The sequence below is a fragment of the Bartonella rochalimae ATCC BAA-1498 genome, from assembly GCF_000706645.1.
Lineage (GTDB): Bacteria > Pseudomonadota > Alphaproteobacteria > Rhizobiales > Rhizobiaceae > Bartonella > Bartonella rochalimae.
Map to the genome: position 1 here is coordinate 917144 of NZ_KL407337.1, position 12771 is coordinate 929914.

Sequence of the window (12771 nt, forward strand, 5' to 3'; positions counted from 1 at the left end):
CTCAGCCTTTTGGACCTCAGCCTTTTGGACCTCAGCCTTTTGGACCTCAGCCTTTTGAACTATATTAATTTCATTAATCACAGAAGCTTTTTGAGCACTAAGATTTATATTCTTTCTCTCATTAAGAACGTTAGTTATGTTCTCATTAAAAGCTTGTATTTTGCTTGCATCAAAAACTTTTTCTTCTTTTTCATGGAGAGTTTTCATCTGGTTCTCATCATGAAGAAATTGATGGCCGTCAATTGCTTCATTATTAAGAAAACGTTTATCAACAATCTCAGCCTGACCAAAAACTTTCATTTGGCCTGCAATTAAGGTTTCTCCTAAAATTTTTACTTCACCGAAAATTCTAGCATATCCATAAATTTTAGCACAACCATAAACTTCAGCATTTTCGGTAATTGCAGCAAAGTCATAAATTTTTGCTTCATCAAATATTTTACTATTACCGAAAATCTGAGATTTTCCGAAAACGCAAGCATTGCCAAAAATATTGGCAGACTCCCAAACTTCTGCAAATTCGTAAACTTTGGCTTGACCAGAAATTTTGACTTGACCAGAAATTTTGACTTGACCAAAAATTTTAGCATTTTCGAAACATTCGACCGCTTCACTAATCACAGCATTTCCATAAATCTGTGCATTACCATACACCTTAGCTTTTCCCGCAATTATGGATTTCTCAAAAACTTGAGCATTTTCATAAATCATAGCTTCGTTATAAACTTCAGCATTACCACAAACCTTGGCAGTATCTGAGATTATACTACTACCATAAACTTTAGCATTTCCCCGAACTTCGGCATTGCTCTTAATCTGAGCATTGTGAAAAATCTTTACATTTTCATTAACTACAGCACTTCCATAAATCTGTGCATTACCATAAATGTTAGCATGGCCATTAACTGTGGCATTTTCATAAATTTTGGTATTTCCATAAATCTTAGCGTGACCAGAAACTTGTGCATTATTCGCAATTATTGCATTGTCGTAAATCTTTCCACCACTAACCAAAGCATTGTGGTAAATAGCAGCATTTCCATAAATCTTGCTATGTCTAAAAATCCTGGCATTACCAGAAATTATGGTATTACCATAAACTTTACTGTTGCCAAAAACTTCGCTTTGCTCCTTAATCTGAGCATTACCATAAACTTCAGCTTTGCCGTGAACTCTACTTTTGTCAGTAACAAGAGCATTCTCATAAATCTCGGCATGGTCAAAAATCTTTACATAGTCATCAATCTTAGCTCTACCGTGAATTTTTGCATTATCATAAACGTCGGTATATCCACAAACTTGAGCGTGTCCATAAACGCTTGCCTGACCATGAATTTTAGCATCGCCAATAATGTTAGACTTACCATAAATTCGAGCATTACCGTAAATTTTGGCAGATTGAGAAATACGAGCTTTATTATGAATTTGGGCATTTCCATAAACTTTGGCATTATCATACACTTTAGCATCTTCGTAAACTCTAGCGTTTCCAAAAACCTTAGCGTTGCCGTAAATCCAACAATCACCCTGTTGTGATAAATTTGATTCATTTTCAATAAAACCGCCAAGATCGCCCTCTGTTACATTTCCAAAAGATCTAACGGCTATAATACGATAAGGTGCAGGATTCTCTCCTGTGAATATACAGTGATATTTTTTTTCGATTTCTATTGCAAGCTCTTGTTTTAATTTTGATGAAAGCTCTTTGGGTGAAGGAATGCTGTCTTTTAATTTTGATGAAAGCTCTTTGGGTGAAGGAATGCTGTCTTTTAATTTTGATGAAAGCCCTTTGGGTAAGGGAATGCTATCTTTTAACTTTGATGAAAGCTCTTTGAGTGAAGGAATGCTGTCTTTTGATTTTTGTAACAGTTTTTCTGCTGAAGCAATTTTCTTTTGTGAGGGCATATTAAATCCTTTAACATACTTAATCCCCACCCAATTAATTAAATATAACAATATAATAAATTTTCAGTAGAAATTATTATATTATTTAAGATAAAAAGTTACCTTAAAGATAATTTACAATCAAGTTGAAAATATGTTTTATCAATTATTTATTTTTGGTTGTTGCTAAATTACAAATAATTCATTGAAGTGGTTTTAATGGGTAAGTTATATTGCTAACTGTTTCAACAGGATAATAAGTAGCATTATTAGTGATCTTTTTTGTTTTGTGAAGTTTTAAAATTGTCGCTGCATTACTCATTTGAAGAGAGACCGATTATTTGCAATATTCTTATAGGATTAAAGAAAAATATTTTTTATTATAAGTGTTAACAGACTGCTCTCTGTATTTCTAAATTATAATGAGTTTCCTTTCTGTAATGCAGTAAAATGCTTGCAGATTAGAAATATTTGTAAATTTAGGATCTTCTTTTGCAAAGATTACTCGATCGTTTATATTTGCATAATTCTTTTGTAAATTGCTTATTTTCGTTTAACTGTAATAAATGTTAAAAAATCTTCAATACCTTATTTAATATAGGAGATACGATATAATTCTTTAAGAAAAGTTGTTGGTATGATCGTCATAATAAGGACATATAATTTTCTAAATGCAAAAGCTTATAGATCTTTTTAGAATGATTTTTTGACTCATTATCTCGGGAAAAGCAATTAAAATGTGCTCATTTGTCATTGGTAATTATCACGCTGTCGTGAGCCATTTCTTTGTAGAATTTATAAGAAGATGACGGTGTTTCTTATGTGTATTAACTCAGACATTAGCGTTCTCATATTCATATAAATAAAGTGAGAAGTATTGATTATTCTATTATGTAAGAGCTCTTCATAAATCTGTACTCTCTAAAAAGTATGTAATATACGGCGTAATTGATGCAATTATTCTTTTCCTATGAGGATGACGATGATTTATGATTATTTTTAAGTATGAAGAAGCAATTGTAACCAAATAATTAGTAATCTGAGGGCAGAATTTTTTGAAATTGGTTCAATTTAGGAAACATATAACATTTATAGCCCATCCTACAAATATTATTAAGTCAGTATAATGTGTATATTTTACTTTTCCAGAAAATCAAATAAATGATTTACTTGATGGTGAAATAAATCAAATTAAAGCGTCACATTTTATGCGACTGAATCATTGTCATAAAGTATTTTATAAGAGTATAGAGATTGTACAAAACTTTATAAATATATGCAAAAAGCATTAGGTCTAATCATTTTTTTGATGAGTGCAAAAATTGCTCCCATAGTTCTTATAAGGTATAGAGTGAAATCTATTTATTTTCAGATCGATTAATTTAAAGGTGAAATTCTTTGCATCTTTATTTATTCATGATACGTGTATGCTTTAAAGATATTTCATAATATGAGATTTGGCCTAAAATGCGTTTGTTGGGAATAGAAACAAGTTGTGATGAAACAGCAGTCGCTGTTATTGAGCACAACAATAAGGGAAAAAGCCGTATTCTTTCCAATATTGTTTGGAGCCAAATTGACCACCACGCGCCTTATGGTGGTGTTGTTCCTGAAATTGCTGCACGCGCTCACATTGAAATTCTTGATGGTTTAATTCTTCAAGCGCTTACAGACGCTGATCTGAAACTCAAAGATATTGATGCCATTGCAGCAACAAGTGGTCCTGGTTTGATAGGAGGACTTTTAGTTGGGCTCATGAGTGCAAAAGCACTAGCTTTTGCTACCAGAAAGCCTTTTATTGGCGTCAATCATCTAGAAGGACACGCTTTGACAGCTGTTTTAACGCATAATGTTAATTTTCCTTATTTATTGCTCTTAGTTTCAGGGGGGCATACTCAAACAATCCTTGTTCATGAGGTGGGGAATTACCAGCGTTTAGGAACCACTATTGATGATGCATTAGGAGAAGCTTTTGACAAAACCGCAAAACTCTTAGGTCTTTCCTATCCTGGTGGTCCAGCACTTGAAAAAGCTGCTTTATTGGGGGATAAAAATCGTATTTCTCTTCCACGACCTTTGAAGGGTGATAAGCGGTTAGATTTCTCCTTCTCTGGTCTTAAAACGGCTGTTCGGCAAGTTGCAACAGCTATGGCACCTTTAACAGAAAGTGATGTTTCCGATATTGCTGCAAGTTTTCAAGCAGCTGTTATCGATATATTGCAGGATCGCGTTGGTCTATCGTTACAACAATTTATCAACCATTATCCGTTTTCTCGTCATGAGGCATCTCCTCTCCCTGCTTTAGTTGTTGCTGGAGGAGTCGCAGCTAATCAAGCTATTCGTTCTAGTTTGCAAAAGCTTGCTCATCAACACGGTTTTGAATTTATTGCTCCACCTCTTTCTTTATGTACGGATAATGCTGCAATGATTGCTTTTGCTGGTGCTGAACGTTTAGCACGGGGACAAGTAAGTTCTCTTGATATCGGACCTCGATCACGCTGGCCATTAGATGAAAAATCTCTTCCTTTAGTCGGGACAGGGCGTCGTGGAGTAAAAGTATAAATCTGGAAACTTATTAAAGTTTATAAAGGAAATTTTATGGCTTATTGGCTTTTCAAATCTGAACCTTCTAAGTGGTCGTGGGACATGCAAAAACAAAAAGGATTTGATGGTGAACAATGGGATGGTGTGCGCAATTATCAAGCACGCAATAATATGCGCGCTATGAAATATGGCGATAAGGGTTTTTTTTATCACTCAAATCAAGGACTAGAAATAGTTGGTATTGTGGAAGTATGCGCTGAAGCACATCCTGATTCTACTAGTTCAGATCCACGCTGGGAGTGTGTAGATATTCGTGCTATTTGTGATATACCAAATCCCGTTTCATTAAAACAAATTAAAGCTAATCCAAAATTAAAAAATATGATGCTGGTTAAAGCTATGCGCTTATCGGTACAATCAGTTACAGAAGATGAATGGAAAGAAATCTGTTCTATGGGAGGATTAAAAGTAGCATAGCTTTAACCTAAAATAATAATTTTTGTTTGCCGATTAATATAAGGTAAAATACGTTGCATATCACGATATGAAAGTGCGATACATCCTTCTGTTGGCGTATAATTATTTTGTGCTAAATGTATGAAAATAGCACTTCCTTTTGCCATCTTTCGTTCTGTAATATTCCAATCTAGAATAAGGCCCATATCATAGAGGCCATCTTCACGTTGCATCTTTTCAGCACTTTTTGGATAAGGAAGACGTACCAAACGATTATAATTGGCATCTCCACTTGCATCACACCAACCGTCGTGTGCTTGAATATGCCGGATTGCTAAAATTGAACGTGGGAAATAACGGTAAAAATTATTGCGAAATCCCCCTAAACAACGCATATTGGCTAAAGGAGTAGCACCATCACCTTCACGTTTAAAAGCAGAGATACCAGCTCGCCCTAAAGCACAAAAAAAGCGATGCTGACCAATACACAGAATACCCCGTGTCTGCATACCTGTTTGTCGACGGATAACAATAGAAGAAACAAAAGCTTGTTTTTTATATATTTTCTTTTTTAATGTCACTTGCAAGCAATCCTATTTTCATGAAATTATTCTTTCTTCAATCTTAGTGAAAATACATCTTATAGGAAAAAAAATGAAGGACTATACCCTTTTAATCGTTGTGGATGATAACGATCTTCGTTCTATTCTTGTAGAACAATTGCAAATTCATAAAGAGTTTGAAGTGCTTCAAGCAAAAACTACTGAAATAGGGATTATAGTGGCTCAAAAAGACAATGTTGATCTCGCTATTTTTGATGTAGAACTTCCCGATCTCGATGGTCGTGAAGCTGTAAAAAAATTACGCTCCCAAGGATTTCGTGCTCCCATTATTATGATGACTCATTGTGATACAGATTGCGATACTATTTTAGGTTTTAAAATGGGTGTTAATGATTATGTGACAAAACCTTTTCGTTTTTCAGTGCTTTTAGCTCGTATTCGCGCCCAATTGCGCCAATATGAACACAATGAAGATTCTTTTGATCTTGGTCCTTATATTTTTAAACCTAGAGAAAAATTCCTTATTGATCAGCAGAACAATATAATTAACCTTACAGAAAAAGAAACAGCAATTCTTAAATATCTTTATGAGACTAGAGATAAAATTGTAAGTCGTGAAACATTATTGGAACACGTTTGGGGCTACAACGCAAATATTATCACGCATACATTGGAAACCCATATTTATCGTTTGCGTAAAAAAATCGAAAAAGATCCTTCTAAAGCAAAAATTCTTGTTACCGATCATAATGGATATCGTTTGAATCTTTAATTGTGCTGGAGGCGCGCTGTTTGAAATACAATTCAGATAACATTGTTTTAAGATAAAAATTTAGATTAAAGTGGTCTGTCTCTTTGTACATGTTTGTGGTGTTAGTGTAGGAATAAAAATGCGTCGCGACTGATGACGTTGCACAAAAGAACCTTGATAGACATGTTTTTCTGCTGAACACATTAAAAGTCCACCAAAATAAGGAAAAATATGACTTGCTAATGATTCATAAAAAAATGAACATAACCGCGATATACAGTTTAAAGAGGGCATATAATGGACAATTTCTTGTACTGATTCAGTAATAAAATTGGTTTCTTTCAATAAACGAACTATTTGTTGTCGGCTATAAGATTTGCCATAACCAAAAGGTGTACGATCATTACGTGCCCATAATCCATAACGATTAGGAACAATAACAATAAGGCGACCATTAGGAATCAAAACACGCCATATTTCGTTTAGTGTTTCGTATGAATTTTCTGTATATTCAAGTGCATGTATTAATAAAATGCAATCAATCGAAGCATCCGGAAGAGGCAAATCTTCTTCAAAAACAAGTGCTGTAGCAACTTTATCGGGATAAGGCCAAGGTGATGCTCCTTGACTAGCAGGCATAAAAGCACAACACTGCTTTGCACGTTTACGCAATGCAGAAAGATAAGGAAGTGTATAGCCAAGGCCCATAACTCGTTTATCTATAAGATCAGGCCAACAGACATTTAACTGATCATAAACTGTCATTTGCATACGCATACCAAGCGTAGAAGTATAAAAATCTTTTAATGTAATTATATCCAATTTAAAATACCGTTTAGAAGCAAATTTCAAGTATCGCAAGTTTTCACACACTTAAATTTATATGGAATTCTGCTTTTTTGTCTCAAGAAGAAAAATCTTAATCTTTAATTTCCTTCATCCGAATGATTTTAAAAGCATGGGGAAAAGTTATTTTATCGTCTCCTTTATTATAAGTAATTAACTTTATTATTATCTGTAGTGCTTTTTTATTGCATAATAATTTGCACTATATTTTCAAAATAGTCGCAAAAATTTTTTCTTCAATTAAAATGAAGTAATCTTTCAAGATAATTCTTTTCTTCTTCTGAAATATACTCATTGCTAAGGCGTTTGCGAATTTCATCCAAAATTTGCCGTGCGCGCATTCTATCATTTGCTTTTGGTTCAATTACACCTTCTTGTTTTTGGTCAATTTCTGAGGAGAGTGGACGCCCTAATGGATCTTTACGGTTATGAATGGCATTCTGATTATTTTTTTCTTTATTGAGCATGTTACGCATCTTTTTTAATACATTTTGTGCGCCTTGTCGTAAAGCTTCTAAAGCATCTGATTGATTTTGTATTGACAATTCATAGTCTTGCTTATCAAAAGCATCTCTTGCAGAATTCATTTTCTCTTCTGCTTCTTTCAGGTCATCGCTTGATTCAAATCCTTCTGCTGTCAATTCTTTTTTCAATATTGATAATTCAGATTGCAACTCATTTTGGCGTTCTTTTAAGGATTCACTCTGTACTTTGGGCGTACTGTTTCCATGCTGCTGATCTGTTTTTAAATTGTGTGTATCATTAAGAATTTCTTGCTGACGACGCATTAAATCACCAAGTTGATCTATTTTTTCTTTCATTTGTGTCGTTTGATTTTTGTTTTGCCCGTTTGTTTGATGACTTTTCCGTATTTGCAAATGATCAAGTGTTTGTTCAATTTCAGCTAAAAGTTGTTCCGCTGCAGAAGAAGAACCCATTTTAGCCATTTCTTCCATTGAATTCAGTTTATTTTGTAATGTATCTATAGAGAGATTAGCCTCTCTTGAATCTTTATCTTCTGGTGCTTTTTCAGCTAAAGCATGGATATAATCATTTACAGCTTGTCGTAAATCTGCCATAAGTCGCTCGATTTCAGCAGCAGAAGCACCATGCTGCAATGCATCACGGAGAGCAGCTTGTGCTTGTTTTAATCTCTGTTGAGCAGACTCGAGCTGATTATCTTCAATACCTAAAGCAATTGTCCATAAATAATCAACGACATCTCGCAATTGATCCTCTGTTTGTGCCATAGAAAGCCTTGTCCATGCACTCTGTAAAAGAAGAAAATGAGTTGTATTTTGAAGACCATTTTCTGGACGTAAAAGCAAAGCAGAAATCATATCAAGTACATGCTCGCGTTTAGATGCGTTAAGAGCCAATAAACGACGTTGTTCATTGATTGCACGTGCAACAGGATTTGCAAAAATGCGCTCTGGTAACGTCATGATAAAAGTTTTACTGCGTCCCTGTTGGTCAGCACCATCTTGTACTATCAAAGTAATTTTTACTTCTGAACCAGCCCACGGATGGCTTGATAAATCTTGCACTGTCCGCATTTTACCTTTTCCACCACGTGCTAAAAGAAGTTTTATTTCAGGTGCTTTATAAAGGGGAGAACTATTTTTTTCTTGATCAAAAAAAGGTTCTATTTCAACAAAAGCATTTGTAGCTCCATAATCATCATCCATTTCATACTGCAATTCTAATGATCCAGATAAAATTCTTCCTGGTTTTTCTAACCAATGAATCGTTGGTAATTGATCTTTAATCATGCGTAAATGCCATTGTTGTTGCTTATGGCGCGACGCTAAAGATAAATAAATTGAACGCTCTAAGTGTGTTTCAAAACGAATAATTGAATTATTTAAAGCCGGTTGTTCGTTCTTCTTAGTAAGTGAAATTTTCTGGCCATCTTCTTCAGAGATTGCTGTTACTGTAACACCAGCACCATTGACAATATGTACAAAAACCTCACTACCTTCAGGAATTGTAAATTGTGTTGTTTCATTTTGCGTTAAATAAATGGGTGCAACTCCTGTATAAGCAGGTGGTGTAACCCAAGCATCAACGCGCATTAATGTCTCATCAACGGTAGGACGAAAATCAAATGCATCTGCTAAACGTCCACCTGATGAACCAAAAGAAAAACTAAAAGCACAAACACAAAATAGAATAAATAAAGCTCTAAGAGCCATGGGATCGTAGGAAGCACTCCTGAGATAAATTAATCCAATTCGCAAATGATGCAATTGTTCTGCCATACGGCGCTGATGTTCACGCCAAATATTTGTAGTTGTATCTTCTTCATCTTCAAAGTGTAAACGATCTTTTTGAACATTGAGAGGTTGGTGTTTGAGATTATTTGTTTTTTCGATATGGTCATTAATATCTTTGATTGTGGGCAAACGGAAACCGAAAAGCAGAAAAAGACTCCCCGTTGCTATAAAAAGCACGAGCCATAGAAGAAATAAATGCGCCCAATAACCAAGAGCATTGAAAATGCCAAACCAACTCAGCGAATATAAAAGGCTCAGAGCAAGAAAAAAGGGTAATAATCGTGGCCATATTCGCTCACAAAATAGGATACACCAAACAAGAATGCGCACAAACAAAAGCTTTAGTTCTGAAAAACTTTTGATGTTTTTATTGTTCATAGATAAATAGTTACCTTTTTTTATAGCGGTGCATTGAAATCATAAGATTCATACAAAATAATTATGAGAAAATAAATTGTTTCATGAGAGTTGAGTGAAAATAAGACTAAGATATTTAAAAATTTTCAATCCAATCTGGAATTTGATCGAGTCCGATCAATTGTTCATAATCAAGACGTGGACGAATAACTGCATACCGCATATCTTGAACTAAAACCTCTGGTATTAAAAGTCGGCTATTATAAGTATTTGACATAACCGCACCGTAAGCCCCTGCTCCTGTAACAACCAAAAGATCTCCTTGCGACAAGAGCGCTAAAGAACGATTCAAACCTAAATAATCACCCGTTTCACAGACAGGGCCAACAATATCTGCATTGATCAGCGGAGTATCTATTGGTTTTTCTTTTACCAGGAGCACATTTTGCCAAGCTTCATACAGCGTTGGGCGAATGAAATCATTCATTGCTGCATCAACAATAACAAAATTTCGCTCTTTTCCCCTTTTTAAATGTATTACAGATGTGACGAGTATGCCAGCTTCACCAACAATACTACGTCCAGGCTCTAGGATAATATTGATCCCTAAAGGGGCAATATGTTTTCTAACAAGAGCCGCATACTCAAAAGGAGAAGGTACGGAGTGATGTTCAGAACCATAAGGAATTCCAAGTCCTCCTCCAATATCAACATGGGTTATAGTATAACCATCATTCCACAACTGACAGATAAAATCTGCCGTAATAAGAAAAGCATCTTCAAAGGGTTTTAAATTACAAATCTGACTGCCAATATGTATATCTACACCACAGATGTATAAACCAGGCAATTGAGCGGCTTTTTTATATACTTCTCGTGCTGATGAGAGTGGAATACCGAATTTATTTTCAGATTTCCCTGTTGTGATTTTTTTATGAGTTTTTGCATCCACATCTGGGTTAATTCGCAGTGAAATGCGTGCTGTTGTCGAAAGTGCAACAGCACGTGCTGATAATTGTTCAAGTTCTGGTTCTGACTCAACATTAAAACAATGAATATTTTGCGTAAGAGCAAAATCAATCTCTTTCATTGTTTTACCAACACCAGAATAAACAATTCGATGAGCAGGAATACCGGCAGCAAGTGCACGTCGGAGTTCACCTTCTGATACCACATCAGCTCCTGCTCCACTCCGTGCTAAGAGTCGTAAAATTGCTTGATTAGAATTCGCTTTGACTGCATAAGCAATCAGATAAGGCATATCTTGAAATGCTTGCTGATAGTTTTCAAAATTTGTAATAAGTGTACGCGCTGAATAGCAATAAAAAGGAGTCCCTACCTTTTGCGCAAGAATAGAAAGTGAAAGGTCTTCAGCGTGAAGTTCGCCTTGATAATAAGAAAAGAAATGCACAAAAAACCTATTGTATCAGCTGATCAAGAAAAAAAGGTTTATCTGCTTTTCTTTCAGAAATAAATGCTTCTTGTGAAGGATTCATGATTGTTGAAGATGGTAAATCTAATATTTCTCTCCGTCCACATCCAAATATGATAACATTGCAGAAAAGAATAATTATTAAATTTTTCACAATGGTTATCATATATCTTTTCCTATTATGTTGATATTGTTTCTGTCTTATTTTTTGTATTAAAAAATAAAATCACTTAAGCGGCTATAAGGCGCTTTTTCCAATAAGCAATTTGACGCAGAACTTCTGAAGGTGCTGTTCCACCAAAACTTTTCCGGCTTTTAACGGATTTCTCAACTGTCAAAATATCAAAAATGGTTGCATTGATATTGGGATGTATCGTTTGAAGTTCAACTAATGTTAGCTCATTAAGAGTGCACTGTTTTTTTTCTGCTAATGCTACAATAGATCCAGTAATATGGTGCGCCTCACGAAAAGGAAGCCCTAATTCACGAACAAGCCAATCAGCTAAATCAGTTGCTGTTGCATATCCAAAATGAGCTGCTTGTTTCATGGCTTCTTTATTAACTTCAAGATCACCAATAATTCCTGTCATAGCTGCTAGCGATAATTCCAAACTCAAAGCTCCATCAAATACATATTCTTTATCTTCCTGCATATCTTTTGAATAAGCAAGGGGTAAACCCTTCATCACTGTTAAGAGTCCAATCAAAGCAGCATTTAATCGCCCTGCTTTAGCACGTATAAGCTCGGCAGCATCAGGATTTCTCTTTTGTGGCATAATAGATGAACCCGTTGAAAAAGCATCTGATAAACGAATAAAATGAAATTGTGCACTCGACCAAAGAACAATTTCTTCTGCTAAACGGGAAAGATGCATAGCACAAAGAGTCCCAACGCTTAAAAATTCTAATGCAAAATCACGATCTGAAACACTATCAATCGAGTTACGCGTTGGCTCACGAAAACCTAATGCTTCTGCTGTCATAAAACGATCAATCGGAAAACTTGTACCTGCTAGAGCAGCAGCCCCTAAGGGGGATTCATTCATTCGTTCAATGGCATCATGCATACGCGATAAATCTCGACTAAACATTTCAACGTAGGCCATCATATAGTGACCAAATGTAACAGGTTGTGCGGTTTGTAAATGCGTAAAACCTGGCATAAAAGTATCGACATGCTGTTCTGCTCGAATCAGGAGTTGTTTTATCAGCTCTTTTAAAGCTTGTGTCATTTTTTGCATTTCTTCTCGTACCCACAAACGAAAATCAACAGCAATTTGATCATTTCGTGAACGTGCTATATGTAAACGTCCTGCAACAGGGCCAATTAATTCACTCAGCCGTGCTTCAATATTCATATGAATATCTTCAAGTTTTCGTGAAAATGTGAATGTACCCATTTTAATTTCTTGATGAATCTTCTTTAAGCCATGGGTAATTTTTTCATAGTCGGATTGTGAAATGATTTTTGTTTGCGCTAGCATGGCTACGTGACAAAGTGAACCTTCAATATCTTGTTTATAAAGTTTTTGATCAAAATCAATTGAAGCGTTAATTTCTTCCATAATTGCGGCAGGTCCTGCTTTAAATCGACCGCCCCACATCTGGTTTTTTAATTCTTCATCTGCCATATCTTAAAATACCTATTGAAAAGGACAAAAA

General features: G+C 35.1%; 10 protein-coding genes. 3 read left to right on the forward strand and 7 right to left on the reverse strand.

The genetic code is table 11. The features are described 5' to 3' along the window. A partial coding sequence (locus tag O99_RS06645; protein ID WP_051668855.1) for an LbetaH domain-containing protein occupies positions 1–1905 on the reverse strand: 1905 nt, incomplete at its 3' end. 1446 nt (positions 1906–3351) lie between these two features. Between O99_RS06645 and tsaD the strand changes: the two genes are divergently transcribed. Both tsaD and O99_RS03915 read left to right on the forward strand, forming a co-directional pair. Then, on the forward strand, positions 3352–4446 hold the full coding sequence (gene tsaD / locus O99_RS03910; RefSeq protein WP_035006453.1) for a tRNA (adenosine(37)-N6)-threonylcarbamoyltransferase complex transferase subunit TsaD: 1095 nt from the start codon (positions 3352–3354) through the stop codon (positions 4444–4446). Between the two features lie 36 nt (positions 4447–4482). Next, positions 4483–4905: an EVE domain-containing protein gene (locus tag O99_RS03915; protein WP_035006454.1), complete on the forward strand. Its 423-nt coding sequence runs from the start codon at positions 4483–4485 to the stop codon at positions 4903–4905. A gap of 2 nt (positions 4906–4907) precedes the next feature. Here O99_RS03915 and O99_RS03920 read toward each other — a convergent pair whose 3' ends face one another. Beyond that, entirely contained in the window at positions 4908–5471 is a 564-nt protein-coding gene (locus tag O99_RS03920) for a L,D-transpeptidase family protein (RefSeq protein WP_035006456.1), read from the reverse strand. A gap of 67 nt (positions 5472–5538) precedes the next feature. Between O99_RS03920 and O99_RS03925 the strand changes: the two genes are divergently transcribed. Then, a complete protein-coding gene (locus tag O99_RS03925; RefSeq protein WP_035006457.1) occupies positions 5539–6219 on the forward strand; it encodes a response regulator transcription factor in 681 nt (226 codons plus the stop codon). A 60-nt stretch (positions 6220–6279) separates the two neighbouring features. On the opposite strand, the gene O99_RS03930 is transcribed toward O99_RS03925, so the two are convergent. The 5 genes from O99_RS03930 to argH all read right to left on the reverse strand — a co-directional run bounded on the left by O99_RS03930 (position 6280) and on the right by argH (position 12740). Beyond that, positions 6280–7050 carry a class I SAM-dependent methyltransferase gene (locus O99_RS03930; RefSeq protein WP_235692220.1) on the reverse strand — a complete coding sequence of 257 codons (771 nt, stop codon included), beginning with the start codon at positions 7048–7050 and terminating at the stop codon, positions 6280–6282. Positions 7051–7280: 230 nt separating this feature from the next. Continuing rightward, complete coding sequence (locus tag O99_RS03935) at positions 7281–9698, reverse strand: TIGR02302 family protein (protein WP_035006459.1); 2418 nt, start codon at positions 9696–9698, stop codon at positions 7281–7283. Positions 9699–9813: 115 nt separating this feature from the next. Further along, positions 9814–11088 (reverse strand): diaminopimelate decarboxylase, encoded by a 1275-nt coding sequence (lysA, locus tag O99_RS03940; RefSeq protein ID WP_035006461.1) that lies wholly within the window; start codon positions 11086–11088, stop codon positions 9814–9816. A 7-nt stretch (positions 11089–11095) separates the two neighbouring features. After that, a complete protein-coding gene (locus O99_RS03945; RefSeq protein WP_035006462.1) occupies positions 11096–11275 on the reverse strand; it encodes a hypothetical protein in 180 nt (59 codons plus the stop codon). A gap of 64 nt (positions 11276–11339) precedes the next feature. Further along, positions 11340–12740, reverse strand: a complete 1401-nt coding sequence (gene argH, locus O99_RS03950) for an argininosuccinate lyase (protein ID WP_035006463.1) — start codon at positions 12738–12740, stop codon at positions 11340–11342. Positions 12741–12771 lie beyond the last annotated feature (31 nt).

Coding starts and splice junctions, on each gene's coding strand:
- tsaD (WP_035006453.1), top strand. CDS start 3,352: ATGCGTTTGTTGGGAATAGAAACAAGTTGTGATGAAACAGCAGTCGCT.
- O99_RS03915 (WP_035006454.1), top strand. CDS start 4,483: ATGGCTTATTGGCTTTTCAAATCTGAACCTTCTAAGTGGTCGTGGGAC.
- O99_RS03925 (WP_035006457.1), top strand. CDS start 5,539: ATGAAGGACTATACCCTTTTAATCGTTGTGGATGATAACGATCTTCGT.
- O99_RS03935 (WP_035006459.1), bottom strand. CDS start 9,698: ATGAACAATAAAAACATCAAAAGTTTTTCAGAACTAAAGCTTTTGTTT.
- O99_RS03945 (WP_035006462.1), bottom strand. CDS start 11,275: ATGATAACCATTGTGAAAAATTTAATAATTATTCTTTTCTGCAATGTT.
- argH (WP_035006463.1), bottom strand. CDS start 12,740: ATGGCAGATGAAGAATTAAAAAACCAGATGTGGGGCGGTCGATTTAAA.